The organism is Pseudomonas sp. NKUCC02_KPG (genome assembly GCF_019345465.1).
In the GTDB taxonomy this organism is placed as follows: domain Bacteria; phylum Pseudomonadota; class Gammaproteobacteria; order Pseudomonadales; family Pseudomonadaceae; genus Aquipseudomonas.
Genome location: NZ_JAHKRC010000004.1, coordinates 223015 through 247190 on the forward strand (window position 1 = coordinate 223015; position 24176 = coordinate 247190).

A 24176-nucleotide genomic window follows, 5' to 3' on the forward strand; every position below is an offset into this window, starting at 1 on the left:
GTTCGATAACGCCGTGAGGCTGAGTTGTTTCGAACGCATAACAAGATTCCATTAGCCACGCCCGCTGACACCGGGCCAACGAAGACCTTTGAACAATGGCCACTATCCACGTAGACGGCAAAGATCTCGAAGTCGATGGGGCAGACAACCTGTTACAGGCGTGTCTGTCGCTAGGCCTCGATATCCCGTATTTCTGCTGGCACCCTGCCCTGGGCAGTGTTGGCGCTTGCCGCCAATGCGCCGTCAAGCAGTACACCGACGAGAACGACAAGCGTGGTCGTATCGTCATGTCATGCATGACCCCGGCCACCGACGGTAGCTGGATCTCCATCGACGACGAAGAGGCGAAAGTGTTTCGCGCCAGCGTTGTTGAATGGCTGATGACCAACCACCCGCACGACTGCCCGGTGTGCGAAGAAGGCGGTCACTGTCACCTGCAAGACATGACCGTGATGACCGGCCACAACGAGCGCCGTTATCGCTTCACCAAGCGTACCCACCAGAACCAGCAACTGGGCCCGTTCATTTCTCACGAGATGAACCGCTGCATCGCCTGCTATCGCTGTGTACGCTTCTATAAAGACTACGCTGGCGGCACTGACCTGGGCGTATTCGGTGCCCACGACAACGTGTACTTCGGTCGCGTTGAAGACGGCGTGCTCGAAAGCGAGTTCTCGGGCAACCTCACCGAAGTCTGCCCGACCGGCGTGTTCACCGACAAAACCCACTCCGAGCGCTACAACCGCAAGTGGGACATGCAGTTTGCACCGAGCATCTGCCACGGTTGCTCCAGCGGCTGCAACATCAGCCCGGGCGAGCGTTATGGCGAACTGCGTCGCATCGAAAACCGCTTCAACGGTTCGGTCAACCAGTACTTCCTGTGTGACCGTGGCCGTTTCGGCTACGGCTACGTCAACCGCACCGATCGTCCACGTCAGCCACTGCTGGCCGACGGCACCAAGCTGAGCCTGGACAACGCGCTGGATAAAGCCGCTGACCTGCTACGCGGTCGCAACATTGTCGGTATCGGTTCGCCACGGGCCAGCCTCGAAAGCAACTACGCGTTGCGCGAACTGGTCGGCGCCGAGCACTTCTACTCGGGCATCGAAGCCGGTGAGCTGGAGCGCATCCGCCTGGTGCTGCAAGTATTGAAAGACAGCCCGCTGCCAGTGCCGAACATGCGCGAGATCGAAGATCACGACGCCATTTTCGTCCTCGGCGAAGACCTGACCCAGACCGCCGCCCGCATGGCGCTGTCACTGCGTCAATCGGTCAAGGGCAAGGCTGAGGACATGGCCGACGCCATGCGCGTTCAGCCGTGGCTCGATGCCGCCGTGAAAAACATCGGCCAGCACGCGCTGAACCCGCTGTTTATCGCAAGCCTGGCTGAAACCAAGCTCGATGACGTGGCTGAAGAATGCGTACACGCTGCGCCGGATGACTTGGCCCGTATCGGTTTCGCCGTGGCTCACGCCCTCGACGCCAGCGCCCCTGCCGTTGCCGGCCTGGACGCTGAAGCACTGGAGCTGGCCAAGCGCATCGCCGACGCCCTGCTCGCGGCCAAACGCCCATTGATCATTGCCGGTACTTCCCTGGGCTCCAAGGCCCTGATCGAAGCGGCAGGCAACATCGCCAAAGCCCTGCACCTGCGTGAAAAAGCCGGTTCCATCAGCCTCGTCGTGCCGGAAGCCAACAGCCTCGGCCTGGCCATGCTGGGTGGCGATTCGGTAGATGCAGCCCTGCAAGCGGTGATCGACGGTAAAGCCGACGCCATCGTGGTACTGGAAAACGACCTGTTCACCCGCGTCGACGCCGTCAAGGTCAACGCCGCGCTGGACGCTGCCAAAGTGGTGATCGTTGCCGACCACCAGAAGACGGCCACCACCGACCGTGCCGACCTGGTACTGCCGGCAGCCAGCTTCGCTGAAGGCGACGGTACTCTGGTCAGCCAGGAAGGCCGCGCCCAGCGCTTCTTCCAGGTCTTCGACCCGACTTATCTGGACGCCAGCATCCTGGTTCACGAAGGCTGGCGCTGGTTGCATGCCCTGCGCAGCACCCTGCTGAACAAGCCGGTTGACTGGACCTTGCTCGACCACGTCACGCAAGCCACTGCTGCAAGCACACCTGCACTGGCCCGCATCGTTGATGCCGCGCCGTCTGCTGCGTTCCGCATCAAGGGCATGAAACTGGCTCGCGAACCGCTGCGTTACAGCGGCCGTACCGCCATGCGTGCCAACATCAGCGTGCACGAACCTCGTACCCCGCAAGACCCGGACACCGCGTTCGCCTTCTCCATGGAAGGTTACTCGGGCTCCGTCGAACCGCGCCAGCAAGTGCCGTTCGCCTGGTCGCCGGGCTGGAACTCGCCACAAGCGTGGAACAAGTTCCAGGACGAAGTGGGTGGTCATATCCGCGCTGGCGACCCGGGCACCCGCCTGATCGAAAGCACAGGTGATTCGCTGAGCTGGTTCGCCAACATCCCGGGCGCATTCAACCCGGCACGTGGCACCTGGCAAGTCGTGCCGTTCTTCCACCTGCTGGGCAGCGAAGAGAACTCTTCCAAAGCCGCGCCGGTTCAGGAACGCATTCCGGCTGCCTACATCGCACTGGCCAAATCCGAAGCCGACCGTCTGGGTGTCAATGATGGCGCGCTGCTCAGCCTGAACGTTGTCGGCGTGACCCTGCGTCTGCCGCTGCGTATCAATGAAGAGCTGGGTTCAGGTCTGGTGGCATTGCCAGCAGGCCTCGCCGGTATCCCGCCTGCGATCTTTGGCCTTACCGTTGACGGTTTGCAGGAGGCAGCCCAATGACCTGGTTCACCCCTGAAGTGATCGACGTGATTATCTCGGTGCTCAAAGCCGTGGTCATCCTGCTCGCCGTCGTGGTGTGCGGCGCGCTGCTCAGCTGGGTCGAGCGTCGCCTGCTGGCCTTGTGGCAAGACCGTTACGGTCCGAACCGCGTGGGCCCGTTCGGCGCGTTCCAGATCGCCGCCGACATGATCAAGATGTTCTTCAAGGAAGACTGGACCCCACCGTTTGCCGACAAGGTGATCTTCACCCTGGCACCGGTTGTGGCCATGAGCGCCTTGCTGATCGCCTTCGCGATTATCCCGATCACCCCGACCTGGGGCGTGGCGGATCTGAACGTCGGTATCCTGTTCTTCTTCGCGATGGCCGGCCTGTCGGTCTATGCGGTGTTGTTTGCAGGCTGGTCGAGCAACAACAAGTTCGCGCTGCTGGGTGCCTTGCGCGCCTCGGCACAGACGGTTTCCTACGAAGTGTTCATGGGCCTGGCGCTGATGGGCATCGTGGTGCAGGTTGGCTCGTTCAACATGCGCGACATCGTTGAATACCAGGCGCAGAACCTGTGGTTCATCATTCCGCAGATCTTCGGTTTCCTGACCTTCTTCATCGCAGGCGTGGCCGTGACTCACCGTCACCCCTTCGACCAGCCAGAAGCAGAACAGGAACTGGCCGATGGTTACCACATTGAATACGCCGGCATGAAATGGGGCATGTTCTTCGTCGGTGAATACATCGGGATCGTGTTGATCTCGGCGTTGCTGGTGACTTTGTTCTTCGGTGGCTGGCACGGGCCTTTCGGCATCCTGCCGCAGATCCCGTTTATCTGGTTCGCCCTGAAGACCGCGTTTTTCATCATGATCTTCATCCTGTTGCGCGCTTCTATTCCGCGCCCACGGTATGACCAAGTGATGGACTTCAGCTGGAAGTTCTGCCTGCCGCTGACCCTGATCAATTTGCTGGTGACCGCCGCAGTCGTGTTGTTGAACACGCCTGCCGGCGCGGTTCAGTGAGGATAGAGACCCATGTTCAAGTACCTGTTTGACATCGTGCATGGCACCTACACCCAGCTTCGCAGCTTGGTGATGGTCTTTGGCCATGCCTTCCGCAAGCGTGACACGCTGCAATACCCGGAAGAACCGGTCTACCTGCCACCGCGCTACCGTGGCCGGATTGTCCTGACCCGCGACCCGGACGGCGAAGAGCGTTGTGTAGCCTGTAACCTGTGCGCCGTCGCGTGCCCGGTAGGCTGCATCTCGCTGCAAAAAGCCGAAACCGAAGATGGTCGTTGGTACCCGGAGTTCTTCCGCATCAACTTCTCACGCTGCATTTTTTGCGGCCTGTGTGAGGAAGCCTGCCCGACCACCGCGATCCAGCTGACACCGGATTTCGAGATGGCCGAGTTCAAACGTCAGGATCTGGTGTACGAGAAAGAAGATCTGCTGATCTCCGGTCCCGGTAAGAACCCTGATTACAACTTCTATCGTGTTGCGGGTATGGCCGTTGAGGGCAAGCCGAAAGGCGCTGCCCAGAACGAAGCCGAGCCGATCAACGTGAAGAGCTTGCTGCCTTAAGGAAGAACGATGGAATTCGCTTTCTATTTCGCATCGGGTGTCGCTGTCGTGTCCACGCTACGCGTGATCACCAACACCAACCCTGTGCACGCCCTGCTCTACCTGATTATTTCGCTGATTGCCGTGGCGATGACGTTCTTTAGCCTCGGTGCACCCTTTGCCGGTGTGCTCGAAGTGATCGCCTACGCCGGTGCCATCATGGTGCTGTTTGTGTTCGTGGTGATGATGCTCAACCAGGGCCCTGCCTCGGTGACGCAAGAACGCCATTGGCTCAAGCCGGGCATCTGGATCGGCCCGAGCATTTTGTCGGCCATCCTGCTGGCCCAATTGCTGTACGTGCTGTTCGCTCACCAGAGCGGTGCGGCAATCGGTCAAACCACCATTGATGCCAAAGCCGTGGGCATCAGCCTGTTCGGCCCGTACCTGCTGGTGGTCGAACTCGCCTCGATGCTGCTGCTTGCTGCAGCTGTGACGGCGTTCCACTTGGGCCGCACTGAGGCGAAGGAGCAATAACATGCCAGGAATACCTCTCGAACATGGTCTCGCGGTAGCGGGCATCCTGTTCTGCCTCGGTCTGGTCGGCCTGATGGTACGTCGCAACATTCTCTTCGTATTGATGAGTCTGGAAATCATGATGAACGCCGCTGCACTGGCCTTCATCGTTGCCGGTGCACGCTGGGCGCAGCCGGATGGACAAGTGATGTTCATCCTGGTGATCACCCTGGCAGCCGCTGAGGCCAGTATTGGCCTGGCGATCCTGCTGCAGCTGTATCGCCGCTTCCATACGCTTGATATCGATGCTGCCAGTGAGATGCGCGGATGAACCTTCTCTTTCTGACTTTCGTATTCCCCCTGATCGGCTTTTTGCTGCTGTCGTTCTCCCGTGGACGCTTCAGCGAAAACCTCTCGGCCGTGATCGGCGTTGGCTCCATTGGCCTGTCGGCCATCGTGGCCGCGTATGTGATCTGGCAATTCAATGTCGCACCGCCACCCGGCGGCGAGTACACGCAAGTGCTGTGGCAGTGGATGTCGGTGGAAGGCTTCAAGCCCAACTTCGCCCTGCACCTGGACGGCCTGTCGGTCACCATGCTCGGCGTAGTGGTTGGCGTGGGCTTCCTGATCCACGTGTTTGCTTCGTGGTACATGCGCGGCGAAAACGGCTACTCACGTTTCTTTGCCTACACCAACCTGTTCATCGCCAGCATGCTGTTCCTGATCCTGGCCGATAACCTGCTGTTCGTGTACTTCGGCTGGGAAGGCGTGGGCCTGTGCTCGTATCTGTTGATCGGTTTCTACTACAGCAACCGCAACAACGGTAACGCCGCACTCAAAGCCTTTATCGTGACCCGCGTCGGCGACGTGTTCCTGGCCATCGGCCTGTTCATCCTGTTCCAGCAACTGGGCACGCTGAATATTCAGGAACTGCTGGTTCTGGCACCTCAGAAGTTCCAGGCCGGTGATTTCTGGATCGTACTGGCGACCCTGATGCTGCTGGGCGGCGCTGTCGGTAAATCTGCACAACTGCCGCTGCAAACCTGGCTGGCAGACGCCATGGCCGGTCCTACCCCGGTGTCGGCCCTGATCCACGCCGCAACCATGGTAACGGCCGGTGTGTACCTGATTGCCCGTACCCACGGCCTGTTCACCCTGGCGCCTGACGTGCTGCACCTGGTCGGCATCGTCGGCGGTGTGACCCTGGTCCTGGCCGGTTTTGCTGCACTGGTACAAACCGACATCAAACGCATCCTTGCCTACTCGACCATGAGCCAGATCGGCTACATGTTCCTGGCATTGGGCGTAGGTGCCTGGGACGGCGCGATCTTCCACCTGATGACCCACGCCTTCTTCAAGGCGCTGTTGTTCCTTGCATCGGGTGCGGTGATCGTTGCCTGCCATCACGAGCAGAACATCTTCAAGATGGGCGGCCTGTGGAAAAAACTGCCTCTGGCCTACGCCAGCTTTATCGTCGGTGGCGCGGCGCTGTCTGCCTTGCCATTGCTGACGGCCGGTTTCTACTCCAAGGACGAAATCCTCTGGGAAGCCTTCGCCAGCGGTAACAACGAACTGTTGTATGCCGGTCTGGTCGGTGCGTTCATGACCTCGCTGTACACCTTCCGCCTGATCTTCATCACGTTCCACGGTGAAGCCAAGACTGAAGCGCATGCGGGCCACGGCGTGACCTACTGGCTGCCATTGAGCGTGCTGATCGTACTGTCGACCTTCATCGGCGCCATGATCACCCCGCCACTGGCCGGTGTACTGCCACAAAGCGTTGGCCATGCTGGCGGTGAAGCCAAGCACAGCCTGGAAATCGCCTCGGGCGCCATCGCCCTGGCCGGTATCCTGCTCGCCGCCCTGCTGTACCTGGGCAAGCGTCGCTTTGTAACCGCAGTCGCCAACAGCGGCATCGGTCGCTTCCTGTCGGCCTGGTGGTTCGCTGCCTGGGGCTTCGACTGGTTGTACGACAAACTGTTCGTCAAACCGTACCTGTTGATCTGCCGCTTGCTGGCCAAAGATCCTCTGGACCAGACCATTGGTTTGATCCCGAAGATGGCCAAGGCCGGGCATAACGCCCTGAGCCGCAGCGAAACCGGTCAACTGCGTTGGTACGCTGCATCCATGGCCGCCGGTGCTGTACTGGTCATGGGCGCCATCGTGTTGGTAGCGGTCTGATATGAACCTTCGACTTTGCGAAAGGAATTGAGCCCGTCATGATTCTGCCTTGGCTAATCCTGATCCCCTTTATCGGCGGCCTCCTGTGCTGGCTGGGTGAGCGTTTCGGCTCCACCCTGCCCCGCTGGATTGCATTGCTGACCATGTCCCTTGAGCTTGCACTCGGCCTTTGGCTGTGGTCCCAGGGGAACTACTCATTTGCACCGGCGCCTGGCGCCGATCCGACCTGGGCCCTTGAGTTCCAGCACACCTGGATTGCACGCTTCGGTATCAGCGTGCACCTGGCGCTGGACGGCCTGTCGCTGCTGATGATCCTGCTGACCGGCTTGCTCGGTGTGCTGTCGGTTCTGTGTTCCTGGAAAGAAATTCAGCGTCACGTGGGCTTCTTCCACCTGAACCTGATGTGGATCCTGGGCGGCGTGGTTGGCGTGTTCCTCGCCATCGACCTGTTCATGTTCTTCTTCTTCTGGGAAATGATGCTGGTGCCGATGTACTTCCTCATCGCGCTCTGGGGTCACAGCTCATCGGACGGCAAGAAAACCCGTATCTACGCCGCGACCAAGTTCTTCATCTTCACTCAGGCTTCCGGCCTGATCATGCTGGTGGCGATCCTGGGTCTGGTGCTGGTCAACTTCAACAGCACCGGCGTGATTACCTTCAGCTACGCCGAGTTGCTGAAAACCAAGATGTCGCTCACCACTGAGTACATCCTGATGCTGGGCTTCTTCATTGCCTTTGCCGTGAAGCTGCCGGTTGTACCGTTCCACTCCTGGCTGCCGGATGCTCACGCACAGGCACCTACCGCAGGTTCGGTCGATCTGGCCGGTATCCTGTTGAAGACCGCTGCGTATGGTCTGCTGCGTTTCGCCTTGCCGCTGTTCCCGAATGCTTCGGCCGAGTTTGCGCCGATCGCCATGGCCCTGGGCCTGATCGGGATTTTCTACGGTGCATTCCTGGCCTTCGCACAAACCGACATCAAGCGTCTGATCGCGTTCTCCAGTGTTTCGCACATGGGCTTCGTACTGATCGGTATCTACTCCGGCAGCCAGCTGGCCCTGCAAGGCGCAGTGATCCAGATGCTGGCCCACGGTGTTTCGGCTGCCGCGCTGTTTATCCTCAGCGGTCAACTGTACGAGCGTCTGCATACCCGTGACATGCGTGAGATGGGTGGTTTGTGGTCCAAGATCGCTTACCTGCCCGCCATCAGCCTGTTCTTCGCGGCAGCGTCCCTGGGCTTGCCGGGTACCGGTAACTTCGTGGGTGAGTTCCTGATCCTGATTGGCTCGTTCGCCAGCTTCCCATGGATCACGGCCATTGCAACGACCGGTCTGGTGTTTGGTTCGGTCTACTCGCTGATCATGATTCACCGTGCCTATTTCGGCCCGTCCAAGTCCGACGCTGTACTGGCCGGCATGGATGCACGTGAACTGATCATGGTGCTCGGTCTGGCGGTATTGCTGATTTTCATCGGCGTGTACCCACAACCGTTCCTCGATACCTCGGCTGCCACCATGCATGGCGTGCAGCAATGGCTCGGCACCGCCTTCACTCAACTCGCTTCGGCCCGGTAAGAGCGCTATGGAATTCACGATCCAACACTTTATCGCGCTTGCTCCACTGCTGATTACCAGCCTCACCGTTGTTGTGGTGATGCTGGCAATCGCGTGGCGCCGCAACCACTCACAGACCTTCCTGCTTTCGGTGGCGGGTCTTAACCTGGCCTTGTTGTCGATCTTCCCGGCGTTGAAAGTTGCTCCACTGGCTGTCACCCCGCTGTTGATGATGGACAACTTCGCCTTTCTGTACATCGGGCTGATCCTGGCCGCGACCCTGGCCTGCGTCACCCTGGCTCACGCCTATCTGGGCGAAGGCGGCACGGGCTACCCGGGCAACCGTGAAGAGCTTTACCTGCTGATGCTGCTGGCTGCGACCGGCGGTATCGTGCTGGTCAGCGCACAACACCTGGCGGGCCTGTTTATCGGTCTGGAACTGCTCTCGGTACCGGTTTACGGCCTGGTGGCGTATGCCTTCTTCAACAAGCGCTCCCTGGAAGCCGGCATCAAGTACATGGTGCTGTCGGCAGCCGGTTCCGCGTTCCTGTTGTTCGGCATGGCCTTGCTGTACGCCGAAGCCGGCAGCCTGAGCTTCAGCGGCATTGGTCTGGCCCTGGCAGCCACTGGCGTACCTGCGCCGCTGGCACAACTGGGTCTGGGCATGATGTTGGTGGGCCTGGCATTCAAACTGTCCCTGGTTCCTTTCCACCTCTGGACGCCAGACGTGTACGAAGGTGCCCCGGCTCCGGTCGCCGCCTTCCTGGCTACCGCGTCGAAAGTGGCCGTGTTTGCCGTGATGGTGCGTCTGTTCCAGATCACGCCTTCGGCGACTACCGGTGTGATGAGCGATGTACTGACCGTGATCGCGATTGCCTCGATCCTGTTCGGTAACTTGCTGGCCCTGACCCAAAACAACCTCAAGCGACTGCTGGGTTACTCGTCCATCGCCCACTTCGGCTACCTGCTGATCGCCCTGGTGGCGAGCAAGGGCATGGCCATGGAAGCGATCGGTGTTTACCTGATCACCTACGTGCTGACCAGCCTGGGTGCATTCGGTGTCATTACCCTGATGTCCTCGCCGTACAAAGGCCGTGACGCAGACGCCCTGTACGAGTACCGCGGCCTGTTCTGGCGCCGTCCGTACCTGACGGCGGTCATGACCGTGATGATGCTGTCGCTTGCGGGCATTCCGCTGACTGCGGGCTTTATCGGCAAGTTCTACATCATTGCCACGGGCGTTGAAGCTCACCAATGGTGGCTGGTCGGTTCCCTGATCCTGGGTAGCGCCATTGGCGTGTTCTACTACCTGCGTGTGATGGTGACCCTGTACCTGGTCGAGCCGAAACTGCATCGCCACGATGCTCCGCTGAACTGGGAACAAAAAGCCGGCGGCGTCATGTTGCTGGCGGTTTCGGTCATGGTGTTCTTCCTGGGTGTATACCCGCAGCCAATGCTGGAACTGGTGCAACACGCCGCGCTGAACTTTGCTGGCTAAGCGTTAAGCGCTGTACCCGAAACCCCGTGAAGGCCTGGCCTTCACGGGGTTTTTTGTTGGATTTGTAGCCGCTGGCTACGGGTCGTCAACACGAAAACAGACTGCCTCGACGCGCATTGCTTTTGATCTGTGCGCACCGCCGGAAGGCCCAGGATGGCCAGCAGAACCCGAAACAGAACTGATGAGAAGCCATCGCAGAGATGACATAGTCGGCAATACCGCAAATGGAGTTGGCCCCCCAATGAAGAAATACTTCCTCTATCCGCTCATGGCGTTGCTCGCAGGATGCAGCACGGGGCCCTATCTGTATCCGGAATCCGCAACGGGTAAAAACGCCGTGCTTGATCGCACCTGCCCTGGTCCAAAAGCAGCAATGAGCTTTGCCCCCCTCTCGGAAGAACTCAATTGGGTGCATGTACTGGTCTATGTAGCGCCGCCGGGCACATCGAGCTGGCCGGGTAACCTGCGCTCAGTTGATACCGAGCTTCGCCTGTTTGGCCGACTCTACATACCTCCACGCTTGCGCAATCTGAACACCCCGGATCAACGCCGAGCAGCCTACAAACAAACCGACCCGCCTCTGTGGGTGAGTGCCGCCTCCCCCAGGGTGAGCGTAACGCTGGCGACGGGTGAAACCTATCAAGTCAGTATCGATCAATTGGAAACCGGCTTTGACCCGCAGGAACACACCAGCAGCAGCCGTAAGGGAACGCCACTGGGCAAGGGCGACATGGATGACTTCACACTCACCTTCCCGGATATTTACGTGAATGGTGAAAAAGTGCCCATGGCACCCGTCCACTTTAAAAAACGTGAAGAACGCTATGCGCCAGTATTCAACTGCTGAGTAAAAACCTGCCACACCCGAACAACGGCAATGCTGTTCGACTGGCACCTGCGCATGTCTGACCGAATAACTGCCTGCCAAATGGAGTCATGCCATGGAACGCGAGAAAATTGATGCCGCATTAAAAGAACATGTCGTCACGGTACTTCGCTGCATGGGGTTTAAGGGGTCTTTTCCTCACTTTCGCCGTAACACGGGACAGCAAATTGACCTGCTAACGTTTCAGTTTGATAAACATGGAGGCGGTTTTGTTATTGAAGTCGCTGTCAGTCCGACTGAGGGAGTCACCCTGCATTGGGGCGAGCAGATCCCCGCGGCAAAAGTGGTCGCCACGCACCTGCATCCCAATAAACGCATTCGGTTGGGCGCGGCCATGGAAGGAGACCACTGGTTCAGATATGACAATAAAGGCACCCGCACTACCCGATTCGAAGATACGGCCCGGGAGGTACTGCCTTACCTGAGCGCTGAAGCGACTGACCATTGGGCTAAAGGCCCGCTCTGTGACAACTCAACCTCGTAAGCCCCTTCGACCCGGGATGAGTTTCTCAGACGTGACGTGCGGTGATACACAGGGAAACGCCTTTTGGGGGACTTTTTCGGCGTCTGGAAAAGTGATCAGCCGTAAGGGCGAAACCGATATTCCCGTTAAACAAGCGATATCAAGCAGACCCCTGTAACCGCTGACGAGGAACGAAGGCTGCGTCCAGTTTGGTACGCCACTGCGACGCAGCAGTCGCAAACCCTGAGAACCTGGTTTAGCTGACACAACGCATTGTCTGATTTTGCGACGACTTCGTCGCCGAACGCAGCCTTCGTTCCTCGTCAGCGACTACAGATTGAGCAGCGCGCACTTACACCAAACAGGCCGGCCGGTCGGCCGCCTCGGCGCGAAATGCTTTTGATCTGCCCGCCCCTTCGGGAGGCCGAGAGGAGGTTCTGCGCAGTGGGCATCCCGGCATGGATGCCGGGAGAGCCGTGTTGGGCCAAGGATGGCCCGTCACGGCGGGCCCACGGGGCGGGACCGGAACGAGGGAACCTGAGCGAAGCGAAGGCCGTACGCTGGGGCGAGGACTTTTTGGTTCCTTTTTGGTCCTTCAAAAAGAGACTCGCTGTAAGAGCGAAACCAATAGTCCGGTTAGACCTAGATGCCGGATATGTACTCTACGTGCCAGTTAAACAAACAAGATCAAGCAGGCCGCAACCGCCAGCCCAGCACATCGAGCAGGTCACAACCGTCGCGCAACAATTGCGCCGAAACCGTGGCCAGATGCTTGAGATCAACAGAATCAGCCTGCTGCACTTCGCGGCTGGAGAACGATTCCATCAGTTGAGTTACAGCCAGAACGCGGGCGACTGCGTTGGCATGGAGCACATCGAGGGGAGCGCTACGATCGATCAATAACGCTGGGATGGTGCAGTCGATAGAGGTAAGAGGAATAAACGAAGAACTAGCCATTAATCAAACTCCTAAATGTCGAATTTGAGCCAACCGTTCTCGTCGCCAAACGAAAAAAGGTGGCCGCTATGCGCGGGTTGGCGAACCGGTAACATTTAGGAAAACCCGGCAGATCCAAAGATCTCCCACGCACAGCTGCCATAAAGCAACGCGAGCAAAATACACGCCCCGCTATATATAACAACCACATGCTAACTAAATATTGTCCAAGTCGCCAAACCCGGTCGCCTTATCGGCGAGCACCGACTATAGGCCCCGCACCAAGCCCCCAGCAATTGCCAACCCTGTGCGAAAAATCCCGAAAAAACGTGAGCTTGCAGCATAGCGAGCAAACCCACTCCCACTCAATTGCCTGCAATAAAGACGGAACGGTGTAACGGTAAGAATACGTCACAGAACCTTGCGCAAAACCCTGTAGCCGCTGACGAGGAACGAAGGCTGCGTCCGGTTGCGAAGCGACCGTAAAATCTGAGTCCGGGGTTTACCTGAACGACCGCTGTGTCTGGTTTTACGACTGCTACGCAGCCGGACGCAGCCTCGCACGGCTCGTCAGCGACTACAGATTGAGCAGCGCGCACTTACACCAAACAGGCCGGCCGGTCGGCCGCCTCGGCGCGAAATGCTTTTGATCTGCCCGCCCCTTCGGGAGAGCCGTGTTGGGCCAAGGATGGCTCGTCACGGCGGGCCCACGGAGCGGGACCGGAACGAGGGAACCTGAGCGAAGCGAAGGCCGTACGCTGGGGCGAGGACTTTTTGGTTCCTTTTTGGTCCTTCAAAAAGGGACTCGCTGTAAGAGCGAAACCAATAGTCCAGTTAGACCTAGATGCCGGATATGTACTCAACGCATCAGTTAACCAAGTGATATCAAGAAGACCGCAAGCATCACGCAGCAAATGAGCGGCAACAGTGGCCAGATGCTTGAGATCAACAGAATCGGCGTGAAACACATCGCGAGCAAGCCCACTCCCACTCAATTTATGCTGCCCGCACGTTGCGAGTGATTCTCGGCTTGTATAGGCTGGCGCGCCGCCCGCCCATCGATCTGGAAGCTCCATTAATGCGCTCTGCTCTTTCTTCACTTTTACCCTTGGCGCTGATCTGCAGCGCCCCCGCCTATGGCAGTGCCCTGGAACTGGGCGAGGTTCAGGTACGCAGCGAAGAAAGCAGTGAGCTTGAGGCCGCAAAGGCCGCAAAGGCCGCACTTGAGCAAATCCCCGGCGCCAGCAACCTGATCGACATGACCCGCGTCGAAAACGGCCGCACTGCCAGCAATGCCGATGTGCTGGCCTATCAACCGGGGGTCTATGCGCAATCAGCGGGCAATGACGGGGCCAAGGTCTCGGTGCGCGGCTCGGGCATCAACCGCGCCCCCAGCGCCCACGGTTCAGGCCTGTATGTCATGTTCGACGGATTACCGCTGACCGGCCCCGGCGGTACGCCCTATGAACTGTTTGAACCCTTGTGGCTAAGCCGCGCCGAAGTGCTGCGCGGCGCCAACGGTTTCGAAACCGGCTCGCTGGCCCTGGGCGGGTCGATCAACTATGTCACCCATACCGGCTACGACGCGGCGCCATTGCAAGTGCGCTATGAAGCCGGCAGCTACGGCTATCAAAAACGCCAGATCAGCTCCGGGCAGGTGCTGGGGGATCTGGACTACTACGTCTCCATGACAGATTCCAACACTGACGGCTATCAGGACCACACCGCTGGCAACAGCAAAGGCATTGCCGCCAACGTCGGCTATCGCTTCAGCCCGCAACTGGAAACCCGCTTCTACCTGCGCTATCGCGAAACCGATAACGAACTGGCCGGGCGCGTGACCAAAGACAGCATCAAGCATCATCCCCGGGCAGCCAACCCGGCCTACGTCAGCGGTGACTACACCCGCCCGCAACCCGGCAGTGCCTGGCTGGGCAACAAGACCACGATGTACCTGGATGACGATTCGCAACTGGAAGTGGGCCTGGTCTATCACGACTACCCGATGGATCTGCGTGAAAGCCCCAATCGCCTGAAAGTTGCCTACACCGATGTCAGCGGCACGCTGAACTACAAGCGTCGCGACACCCTGTTCGGGCTTGAAAGCAACACCACTGTGGGCCTGCGCAACACCAAGCACCTGCCTAACAGCGGTGCGTCGGAATATGTACGCATCCCTCGAGGCAATACGGCGACTTACGCACCCGGCACCAAGATGCGCGACTTCAGCTACCAGGGTTCGGACAGCGTGCTGCATGCCAGCAATGATCTGGAGCTGATGCCTGACCTGTGGCTGACCACCGGCATGGCGTTGATCTATACCCGCCGCGAGAGCGATGTGAGCTACCCCGAGAGCGGTGGCAAGGTCAGCCAGCATGACTGGGACTACGCCCCGCGCGTCGGCCTGCGCTATGAGTTCAACCCGAACCTGCAGGTATACGCCAACCTGAGTCGCTCGGTCGAACCACCGCACCCGTGGTCGATGATCTGGAGTTCACCTTATGTGTTCCCGGTTGGCAGCGGTGCGGCAACCGGCCGCCAAAGCACACCTATCGACCTGCAAAATCAGACCGCCACAACCCTGGAACTGGGCACCCGTGGCGAGTCATGGCTCGGCCAGTGGGATCTGGCCTGGTATTACTCGGCCGTGCGCCATGAGCTGTTGACCGTTGAGTTGCAAGCAGCGACGCAAAACCTGGGACCGATTGTGGGCGAATCCAACGCCAGCCCAACCGTGCACCAAGGCATCGAAGCAGGCCTCAACAGCCTCCTGTGGGAAGGTCGAGCCGCAGGCAAAGTATCCCTGCGTCAGGCCTACACGTTCAGCGACTTCCACTACCGTGATGACGAGCGCTTCGGTGATAACAAATTGCCGGGCATCCCACAACACTACTACCAGGCCGAAGTCCGATATGACCACCCGCAAGGCTTCTATGCCGGGGTAAACACCCAGGTGGCTTCGCGGATGGCGGTGGATTACGCCAACTCGTACTACGCGTCGTCGTACATGCTGTTTGGCGCAACGCTGGGCTACAACTCCCCCAAGCAGGACTGGCAAACCTGGCTCGACCTGCGCAACCTCACCGGTGAGCGCTACGCCGCCACCATTACCCCCGGCTATGACGACAAAGGCCTGGATGCGGCACGCTCCACGCCTGGGGAAGGCATGGGCGCCTACATAGGGGTTTCCTACAGCTTGCGTTAATCCTCCGTCTGGATATCGGCAGGCAACCGCACCTTGCGGCGGGTGCCGCTGAACAATCCCCAGCTGGACAGGAACAGGGCGGCGATCAACGGCCCGATCACAAAGCCATTGAGGCCAAAGATCGCCATGCCGCCCAGGGTCGAAATCAGGATCAGGAAGTCCGGCATTTTGGTGTCTTTACCCACCAGGATCGGGCGCAGCACGTTGTCCACCATGCCGATCACGAATACCCCGTACAGCGCCAGCACTACCCCTTCCCAGACCGCACCGGTCACTACAAAGTAAACCGCGACCGGTGCCCAGACGATCCCGGCGCCTACGGCGGGCAGCAGCGACAGAAACATCATCAGCACCGCCCAGAACAGCGCACTGTGAATGCCCAGCACCCAGAAAATCACCCCGCCCAATGCCCCCTGGGTAATGGCCACCGCCAGGTTGCCCTTGACCGAGGCCCGAACCACACGGCGCAGCTTGAGCTGCAACAGGCGTTTTTGCTGCTCTGCCAGCGGCACCGCATTGCGGATGGTGCGCACCATTTGCTGGCCATCACGAATAAAGAAGTACAGCAGGTACAGCATGATGAAAAAGCTCACAACCAGATCAAAGGTACTTTGGCCAAAACTGAAGACCTGAGTGGCAAAAAACTGGCTGCCTTCGAGTACGCCCTTGGAGACTTTTTCACTGAGACCGTCAATGCTGCCCAGGCCGAAATGATCAAGCCAGTCCTGCGCCGTGGGCGGCAAGATGTCCTTGAACTGCATGACATAACTGGCGACGTTGATCTTGCCGCTCTCAACATCCTTGTAGAGAGTGGCCACTTCTTGCACCAGCAAGGCCGTGGTGATGACCACCGGTATGATCGCGATCACCGTACACGCACCCAACGTGGTGAACGTTGCCAGATTGCGGCGCCCCCGCATCTTGAGCAGCAACTTGCGTTGCAGCGGTGCGAACAGGATCCCCAGGGCCACAGCCCAAAAAATCGCCCCGTAAAACGGCAGTAAAATCCAGATGAAGGCAATCGTGACCAAGGCCAGCAACAGGAGCAGGGTTTTGCGTTGAAGACTTGTTTCGTTCATGTGTCATCCATGTCAGTAGACCGCGAATGCTTGGAATAGACGCAGTGTAGCCCCTGACACCGGCTGCGATAAGAAGCACTGCCCCTTGAACACTCAAGCTCAATCCCGCGACTTGCGCCAGCAGCCATGAAAACGACATCACGCAGCATTGACAACCCTGTGCGCACTCTGTAAAAAATCCGTCCAGTTGTATGACAACAGATAACAAAAATAATAATGATCAAGGAGCTCTACGGATGATTTCACCTACCTGCGCCCTCTCGCTTCTCACACGCTCGATAAACGCCAAAAGTACCCGCTCCCTTGCGCTGCTCGGCCTCGGCAGCATGGGCCTGGCCTTGCCGTTAACGGGCATGGCAGAGGGCTTTGTGGACGACACCAAGGCCACCCTGACCCTGCGCAACGCCTATATCAACCGCAATTACACCAACCCCAACTATCCACAAAGCAAAGCCGAAGAGTGGACACAAAACTTCATTCTCGACGTCAAGTCCGGCTTTACCCAAGGCACGGTCGGTTTCGGGGTGGATGTGCTGGGGCTCTACTCTCAGAAGCTCGATGGCGGTAAAGGCACAGTCGGCACACAACTGCTGCCGACCCATAGTGATGGCGAGCCCGCCGATAACTTCGGCCGCCTGGGCGTTGCAGCCAAGGCCAAAATATCCAGCACGGAGCTTAAAATCGGCGAGTGGATGCCTGTATTGCCAATCCTGCGCTCGGATGACGGGCGCTCCCTGCCTCAAACCTTCCGTGGCGGCCAGATCACGTCAAAAGAAATCGCCGGGCTGAACCTCTATGGCGGTCAGTTCCGTGCCAACAGTCCGCGTAACGATGCAAGCATGGAAGAAATGTCGCTCAACGGTAAAGGCGCCTTTACCTCCGACCGTTTCAACTTTGCCGGCGGTGATTACAGCTTCAACGACAAGCGCACTCAGGTCGGCGTGTGGTACGCCCAGCTGGAAGATATCTATCAGCAGCAATTCCTGAACGTCCTGCACAGCCAGCCCATCGGCGATGTGACCCTGGGCGCCAACCTTGGCTATTTCTGGGGCAAGGAAGACGGCAACAAACTGGCTGGCGATCTGGACAACAAAACCGCCTACGCCCTGCTTTCGGCCAAATACAAAGGCAACACCCTGTATGTAGGCCTGCAGAAAATCAGCGGCGACGATGGCTGGTTCCGCGTCAACGGCACCAGCGGCGGCACATTGGCCAACGACAGCTACAACTCCAGCTACGACAACGCCAAGGAACGCTCCTGGCAACTGCGCCACGACCTGGATTTTGCAGTGCTTGGCGTCCCCGGCCTGACGATGATGAACCGCTATATCAGCGGCGATAACATCCACACCGGCGCCATTACGGATGGCAAGGAATGGGGCCGCGAATCGGAACTGGCCTACACCGTGCAAAGCGGCACGTTCAAGGACCTGAACCTGCGCTGGCGCAACGCGAGCATCCGTCGCGATTACAGCGCGCACGAATTCGACGAAAACCGCATCTTCATCAGCTATCCGCTGTCGTTGTTGTAAACGCCCTTCTTGATCTGTGGGAGCGGGCTTGCTCGCGATGGCATCTGTGCAACCTGCCACACCGTGGTGTCTGCATCGCCGGCAAACCAGCTCCCACAGGTATGTGACGCTCCCCAAATAGTAAAACCTTAGCCGTTACAAGTACGGATTCGGCATTGACAACCACCACAATGGCTGTGAATAATCCAAGCCAAGTCATACGACAACAGATGACAATAACAAGAAATACAGGGATTTTTGATGACAACCACACGTACTGTCCAAACCCCCTTCAATCGCCTTCTTCTCACCGGTGCAGCCGGCGGTCTGGGGAAGGTACTGCGCGAAAGCCTCAAGCCCTACGCGAAGGTGTTGCGACTCTCTGATATCGCCCAAATAGCACCCGCGGCCGATAGCCACGAAGAAATAGTCCTCTGTGATCTTGCCGACAAGCACGCTGTTCACCAGATGGTTGAAGGCGTAGACGCCATCCTGCACTTTGGTGGGGTCTCGGTAGAGCGTCCGTTCGAAGAGATTCTGGGCCCCAACATCAGCGGTATTTTCCATATCTACGAAGCCGCACGCCGTCATGGCGTCAAGCGCGTGATCTTCGCCAGCTCCAACCATGTCATCGGGTTCTACAAGCAGGACCAAACCCTGGATGCCCACTCCCCGCGACGTCCGGACGGCTATTACGGTCTGTCCAAGTCCTACGGCGAAGACATGGCCACCTTCTACTTCGATCGCTACGGCATCGAAACCGTCAGCATCCGCATCGGCTCCTCGTTCCCCGAGCCGCAAAACCGCCGGATGATGAGCACCTGGCTGAGCTTTGCCGACCTCACGCAGTTGATCGAGCGCTCGCTGTACACCCCCAATGTCGGCCACACCGTGGTCTATGGCGCCTCCAACAACCTCAACGTGTGGTGGGACAACCGCTTTGCCGCCCACCTGGGTTTTGAGCCCAGGGACACCTCTGAAGTATTCCGCGCCAAGATCGACGCCCAGCCTGTGCCTGCGGCCAACGATCCAGCCATGGTTTACCAGGGCGGGGCCTTCGTTGCGGCAGGTCCGTTCGGGGACGAGTAAACCGCTCCCCGGGCACACCACTGAATACGGACAAGGATCGAGCCGCCATGACTGCTGAACTGATTCTGGATGCACGCAACGCCACCGGCGAAAGCCCGGTCTGGAGCACTGCGCAACAGGCACTTTTCTGGGTGGATATCCCGGCAAAACGCTTGCACCGCTGGAGCCCCGCCGATGGCAAAAACCAAAGCTGGCAAGCCTCGCAAATGCTCGCGTGCATTGCTCAGGCAGGGAATGGCTGCTGGATCGCCGGTATGGAGAACGGGCTGTTCGCCATCACGCCCCACACCGATGGCAGCCTCGACAGTCGCCTGCTGGCCAGCGTGACCCACGCCCTGCCAGGGATGCGATTTAACGATGGCCGCTGCGATCGCCAGGGACGCTTCTGGGCGGGCACCATGTTGATGAACATGGCCGCCGGGGCGCCGGTGGGCGCGATGTATCGCTACAGCTCGGGCCAGCAAGAACCACTCGAGGCGCAACTTGAAGGGCTGACCGTACCCAACGGCCTGGCGTTCAGCCCGGACGGCAAAACCATGTACCTCTCGGACTCACATCCCGATGTGCAAAAGATCTGGGCGTTTGACTACGACACCGACACCGGCACGCCCCATGGTCGCCGCCTGTTCGTGGACATGGCCGAACAGGCAGGCCGCCCTGATGGCGCCGCCGTCGACGCGGATGGCTGCTACTGGATCTGCGGCAACGATGCGGGGTTGATCCATCGCTTTACCCCTGAAGGCAAGCTTGACCGCTCCCTGGCCGTGCCCGTCAAAAAACCCGCGATGTGTGCCTTTGGCGGCGCAGACCTGGACACCCTGTTCGTGACCTCGATTCGTCCTGCCGGGGATCTCGCCGACCAGCCGCTGGCAGGCGGGGTGTTTGCCCTAAGGCCAGGCGTCAAAGGCCTGCCGGAGCCCGCCTTCAATCACTGATTGCTGATCCAACACCTTTAAATAACAAAAACAATATGTGGAGTGACCCATGGATTTCAAACGCACCTTGCTTATCGCTGCGCTCCCGCTGGCTTTCTGCCTCTCAGGCATGGCCCAGGCCGAAATCAAAATCAAATTCGCCGAGGTTCACCCCACTGGCTATCCGCCTGTGGTCGCTGAACAGGAAATGGGCAAGAAGCTTCAGACCCAGAGTAACGGCGATATTTCCTTCAAGATGTTTGCCGGTGGCGTGCTGGGCTCCGAGAAAGAGGTGGTCGAGCAACTCCAGTCCGGCGCGATACAGATGACCCGTGTCAGCCTGGGCATCCTCGGGCCGGTCGTGCCGGAAACCAACGCGTTCAACCTGCCGTTCGTGTTCCGCGACCAGGCCCACATGCGCAAAATCATCGACGGTGAAATTGGCCAGGAGATGCTGGATAAAATCACCAACTCCGACTTCAACATGGTCGCGCTGGCCTGGATGGATGGCGGAACCCGCAACCTGTACACCAAGAAGCCCGTACGCGAAATTGCCGACCTCAAGGGCATGAAAATCCGCGTCCAGGGCAACCCGGTATTTATCCAGACCATCAACGACATGGGCGGCAATGGTATCGGCATGGCCACCGGCGAGATCTTCAGCGCCCTGCAGACCGGCGTGATCGATGGCGCAGAGAACAACCCGCCTACCTTTCTTGAACACAACCACTACCAGAACGCCAAGTACTTCACCTGGACCGATCACCTGATCCTGCCCGAGCCGATCGTGATCGCCAAATCCACCTGGACAAAGCTCAACCCGGAGCAACAAGCCCTGGTGCAGAAACTTGCCCGCGAGGCGCAGTTTGAAGAGCGCGAGTTGTGGGACAAAAAATCCGCCGAAAGCGTCACCAAACTCAAGGCCGGTGGTGTTGAGTTCATCACCCTCACGCCTGAGCAGAAAAAAGCCTTCTACGACGCGACTCAGCCGGTGCGTGACAAGTATGGCGCTGACTACAAAGACCTGATCTCCCGTATTGAAGCCGTTCAATAAGTCAGTCCGATAATGCCGCGGTGACGGGCTCCAGCCCGTTTTCCGCCGCAGTGGTGAGCCCCATGAAAAATACCGTGCTGCGCTTTAACGACATGTTGTACCGGGTGTGTATCGGGATTGCCGGCCTGTCGGTACTGACCATGACCCTGATCATTCCATGGGGCATCTTTGCCCGCTACGTGCTGGGGACCGGCTCCAGTTGGCCCGAGCCCACCGCCATTTTATTGATGGTGGTATTCACCTTCTTCGGGGCCGCCGCCAGTTACCGCGCCGGGGCCCATATGGCCGTGGCGATGGCCGTGGAACGGATGCCCAGGCACATCCGCCCCAAGGTCGCCGTGCTGGTGCAAATACTGATGGTGATGGTCTGTCTGTTCATGACCGTGAAGGGGTTCAAATTGTGTGCGACCACCTGGAATCAGTTCATTGGTGAGATGCCGTCCGTGCGGGTTGGCATCTCCTATTTACCTATCCCTGTTGGCGGCCTGATAACCCTTTGCTTCGTCCTGGAAAAACTGTTCCTGGGCGACCAAAGCCACCGCCGTGCCGTGCGGTTCGACATCGTAGAAGCCAGCGAAGAGGCCGTATAAATGGACGCTTTCGTATTGTTGGGCAGCTTTATCGCCCTGATCCTTCTCGGCATGCCGGTCGCCTATGCGCTGGGCCTGTCGGCACTGGTCGGCGCCTGGTGGATCGATATCCCGTTCGACGCCCTGATGATCCAGGTGGCTGGGGGCGTGAATAAATTCTCCCTGCTGGCTATCCCGTTCTTCGTACTGGCGGGGGCGATCATGGCCGAAGGGGGCATGTCACGCCGGCTGGTGGCATTTGCCGGGGTGTTGGTGGGCTTCGTACGGGGCGGGCTGTCACTGGTCAACATCGTGGCTTCAACCTTTTTCGGTGCGATTTCCGGCTCATCTGTGGCTGACACGGCGTCGGTAGGCTCGGTACTGATTCCGGAGATGGAGCGTGCCGGCTACCCCCGCGAGTTCTCCACGGCAGTGACGGTCAGCGGTTCGGTACAAGCCTTGCTCACACCGCCGAGCCACAACTCGGTGCTGTACTCGCTGGCCGCTGGCGGTACGGTGTCGATCGCTTCGCTGTTCATGGCGGGCATCATGCCGGGATTGCTGCTCAGCGCCGTGATGATGGGCCTGTGCATGATCTTTGCGCGCAAGCGCAACTACCCCAAGGGTGAAGTGATTCCGCTGCGCCGGGCGCTGAAAATCGCCGGTGAAGCGATGTGGGGCCTGATGGCCATGGTCATCATCCTCGGCGGCATCCTGACAGGCATCTTCACCGCCACCGAGTCGGCAGCCGTTGCGGTGGTCTGGTCGTTCTTTGTCACCATGTTCATTTATCGCGACTACAAATGGCGCGACCTGCCCAAGCTGATGCACCGGGCGGTACGCACCATTTCCATCGTGATGATCCTGATCGGTTTTGCAGCCAGCTTCGGTTACATCCTGACGCTGATGGAAATCCCGATGAAGATCACCACAGCGTTCCTGACGCTGTCGGATAACCGTTACGTGATCCTGATGTGCATCAACGTCATGTTGCTGCTGCTGGGCACCGTGATGGACATGGCGCCACTGATTCTGATCCTTACGCCAATCCTGCTGCCCGTGATCATCGGTATCGGCGTTGATCCCGTGCATTTCGGCATGATCATGCTGGTCAACCTGGGGATCGGACTGATTACACCGCCGGTAGGCGCAGTGCTGTTCGTGGGCGCTGCCGTGGGTAAAGTCACTATCGAAAACACGGTTAAAGCCTTGCTGCCGTTCTACGTGGCGCTGTTCATGGTGCTGATGCTGGTGACCTACGTTCCGGCCATCTCGCTGTGGTTGCCAAGCCTGGTGCTATAACCCGTCCCCTGCCCGTGGGAGCGGGCTTGCTTGCGATGCAGACGACGCGGTGTAACTGATACACCGCAGCGTTCCCATCGCGAGCAAGCCCGCTCCCACAATGCTTATCCAAGAGGCTTTATTTCCAGCCAAGGAGGCTGGTTACTTATGTCTGCTCCTGCTTTGTTCCCCCGCCATATCGCCGTGTTGATTCTGGTCCTGCTGGCCTGCGCATTCGCGGGCAACCACATCGCCGCCCGCATCGCCTTCGATCACGACACAGGCCTGTTACTGGCCATTCTGTGCCGCGCTGGCGTGACCTTGCTGGTGTTGACCAGCCTGGTGCTGTGGCAACGCGAACGCCCGCGCCTGACCCCTGCCAACTGGCGCTGGCAAGTGCTGCTGGGGCTGCTGATCGCGGCACAAAGTTTCTTTATCTATTCGGCCGTGGCACGGATTCCCGTGGCACTGGCGCTGTTGATTGCCAACGTGGCGCCGATCCTGCTGGTGCTGCTGACCTGGGCCCTGGGAGGTGCAGCCCCGACACGGCGAGCGGCGCTGCTCATGGGGTTGATCATGTGCGGCCTGGTCTTTGCCCTGGACGTCCCCGAGCGCCTGTCCAACCAGGGCACCACCGAAGCGCAATGGCTCGAAGGCATTCTGTTCGGGTTCGCCGCGGCCTCCGTGTTCGCCTGTGCGCTCTGGATTACCGATCACAAGCTGTCGAGCCTGCGTGGCACGGTGCGCAGCATGCTGACCATGCTGATTGTATTTTGCGCAGCGGCCCTGGCCGGGGTCAGCGGTGTGCTGCCCGGCGGCGTGTCGCTGCCCTCCTCGTCCACCGGCTGGACAGCTCTGGCCTGCCTGGTGGCGCTTTATGGACTAGGGTTCTGCCTGTTGTTTATCTGCATGACGCGCCTGAACATGGCCCGCAACGCACCCGTAATGAACGTTGAGCCAGTGGCAAGCCTGCTGTTTGGCTGGCTGATCCTGGACCAATTGCTCAGCAGCGGCCAAATCATCGGCGGCCTGATCGTGGTCGCGGGTATCGTGATGCTGACCTGGCGCCGTGCCACCGATTGATCTGTCATTC

Annotated in this window: 20 protein-coding genes; 18 read left to right on the forward strand and 2 right to left on the reverse strand. The window is 59.1% G+C overall.

Annotated elements, in window-relative coordinates; all coding sequences use genetic code 11:
• Window positions 1-95 precede the first annotated feature (95 nt).
• The 10 genes from nuoG to KO536_RS07345 all read left to right on the forward strand — a co-directional run bounded on the left by nuoG (window position 96) and on the right by KO536_RS07345 (window position 11466).
• Window positions 96-2810, forward strand: coding sequence for an NADH-quinone oxidoreductase subunit NuoG (gene nuoG, locus KO536_RS07300; RefSeq protein ID WP_133078161.1), 2715 nt, complete (start codon window positions 96-98; stop codon window positions 2808-2810).
• A complete protein-coding gene (gene nuoH / locus KO536_RS07305) occupies window positions 2807-3814 on the forward strand; it encodes an NADH-quinone oxidoreductase subunit NuoH (protein ID WP_019828518.1) in 1008 nt (335 codons plus the stop codon). Before nuoG ends, nuoH begins: the two co-directional genes overlap by 4 nt.
• A gap of 12 nt (window positions 3815-3826) precedes the next feature.
• On the forward strand, window positions 3827-4375 hold the full coding sequence (gene nuoI, locus KO536_RS07310) for an NADH-quinone oxidoreductase subunit NuoI (RefSeq protein ID WP_016780194.1): 549 nt from the start codon (window positions 3827-3829) through the stop codon (window positions 4373-4375).
• Between the two features lie 9 nt (window positions 4376-4384).
• On the forward strand, window positions 4385-4888 hold the full coding sequence (nuoJ, locus tag KO536_RS07315; protein WP_019828520.1) for an NADH-quinone oxidoreductase subunit J: 504 nt from the start codon (window positions 4385-4387) through the stop codon (window positions 4886-4888).
• A 1-nt stretch (window position 4889) separates the two neighbouring features.
• On the forward strand, window positions 4890-5198 hold the full coding sequence (gene nuoK / locus KO536_RS07320) for an NADH-quinone oxidoreductase subunit NuoK (RefSeq protein ID WP_019412103.1): 309 nt from the start codon (window positions 4890-4892) through the stop codon (window positions 5196-5198).
• Entirely contained in the window at window positions 5195-7048 is a 1854-nt protein-coding gene (gene nuoL / locus KO536_RS07325) for an NADH-quinone oxidoreductase subunit L (protein ID WP_133078160.1), read from the forward strand. Before nuoK ends, nuoL begins: the two co-directional genes overlap by 4 nt.
• Window positions 7049-7086: 38 nt before the next feature.
• Window positions 7087-8619 carry an NADH-quinone oxidoreductase subunit M gene (gene nuoM / locus KO536_RS07330; RefSeq protein ID WP_133078159.1) on the forward strand — a complete coding sequence of 511 codons (1533 nt, stop codon included), beginning with the start codon at window positions 7087-7089 and terminating at the stop codon, window positions 8617-8619.
• A 7-nt stretch (window positions 8620-8626) separates the two neighbouring features.
• Window positions 8627-10096, forward strand: a complete 1470-nt coding sequence (gene nuoN, locus KO536_RS07335) for an NADH-quinone oxidoreductase subunit NuoN (protein WP_133078158.1) — start codon at window positions 8627-8629, stop codon at window positions 10094-10096.
• Window positions 10097-10337: 241 nt separating this feature from the next.
• Window positions 10338-10943, forward strand: coding sequence for a hypothetical protein (locus KO536_RS07340; RefSeq protein WP_219261559.1), 606 nt, complete (start codon window positions 10338-10340; stop codon window positions 10941-10943).
• A gap of 94 nt (window positions 10944-11037) precedes the next feature.
• Window positions 11038-11466: a DUF4304 domain-containing protein gene (locus KO536_RS07345; RefSeq protein WP_219261560.1), complete on the forward strand. Its 429-nt coding sequence runs from the start codon at window positions 11038-11040 to the stop codon at window positions 11464-11466.
• 666 nt (window positions 11467-12132) lie between these two features.
• Here KO536_RS07345 and KO536_RS07350 read toward each other — a convergent pair.
• Window positions 12133-12402: a short-chain dehydrogenase gene (locus KO536_RS07350; RefSeq protein ID WP_219261561.1), complete on the reverse strand. Its 270-nt coding sequence runs from the start codon at window positions 12400-12402 to the stop codon at window positions 12133-12135.
• Between the two features lie 1057 nt (window positions 12403-13459).
• Between KO536_RS07350 and KO536_RS07355 the strand changes: the two genes are divergently transcribed.
• Window positions 13460-15586, forward strand: coding sequence for a TonB-dependent receptor domain-containing protein (locus KO536_RS07355; protein WP_219261562.1), 2127 nt, complete (start codon window positions 13460-13462; stop codon window positions 15584-15586).
• On the opposite strand, the gene KO536_RS07360 is transcribed toward KO536_RS07355, so the two are convergent.
• A complete protein-coding gene (locus KO536_RS07360; RefSeq protein WP_133078154.1) occupies window positions 15583-16665 on the reverse strand; it encodes an AI-2E family transporter in 1083 nt (360 codons plus the stop codon). The two genes, KO536_RS07355 and KO536_RS07360, sit on opposite strands and share 4 nt — an antisense overlap.
• 236 nt (window positions 16666-16901) lie before the next feature.
• On the opposite strand from KO536_RS07360, the gene KO536_RS07365 reads away from it, so the two are divergent.
• The 7 genes from KO536_RS07365 (at window position 16902) to KO536_RS07395 (ending at window position 24166) form a co-directional block, all read left to right on the forward strand.
• Complete coding sequence (locus KO536_RS07365) at window positions 16902-18197, forward strand: OprD family porin (RefSeq protein WP_257622837.1); 1296 nt, start codon at window positions 16902-16904, stop codon at window positions 18195-18197.
• Window positions 18198-18437: 240 nt separating this feature from the next.
• The gene (locus KO536_RS07370) at window positions 18438-19265 is read left to right on the forward strand and encodes an NAD(P)-dependent oxidoreductase (RefSeq protein WP_219261563.1); all 828 of its coding nucleotides are present in this window, start codon (window positions 18438-18440) and stop codon (window positions 19263-19265) included.
• A gap of 47 nt (window positions 19266-19312) precedes the next feature.
• The gene (locus tag KO536_RS07375; protein WP_219261564.1) at window positions 19313-20200 is read left to right on the forward strand and encodes an SMP-30/gluconolactonase/LRE family protein; all 888 of its coding nucleotides are present in this window, start codon (window positions 19313-19315) and stop codon (window positions 20198-20200) included.
• A 49-nt stretch (window positions 20201-20249) separates the two neighbouring features.
• Entirely contained in the window at window positions 20250-21233 is a 984-nt protein-coding gene (locus tag KO536_RS07380; RefSeq protein ID WP_219261565.1) for a TRAP transporter substrate-binding protein, read from the forward strand.
• 62 nt (window positions 21234-21295) lie between these two features.
• A complete protein-coding gene (locus tag KO536_RS07385) occupies window positions 21296-21823 on the forward strand; it encodes a TRAP transporter small permease (protein WP_133078150.1) in 528 nt (175 codons plus the stop codon).
• On the forward strand, window positions 21824-23104 hold the full coding sequence (locus KO536_RS07390; RefSeq protein WP_133078149.1) for a TRAP transporter large permease: 1281 nt from the start codon (window positions 21824-21826) through the stop codon (window positions 23102-23104).
• Window positions 23105-23251: 147 nt separating this feature from the next.
• Window positions 23252-24166, forward strand: a complete 915-nt coding sequence (locus KO536_RS07395) for a DMT family transporter (RefSeq protein ID WP_133078147.1) — start codon at window positions 23252-23254, stop codon at window positions 24164-24166.
• Window positions 24167-24176 lie beyond the last annotated feature (10 nt).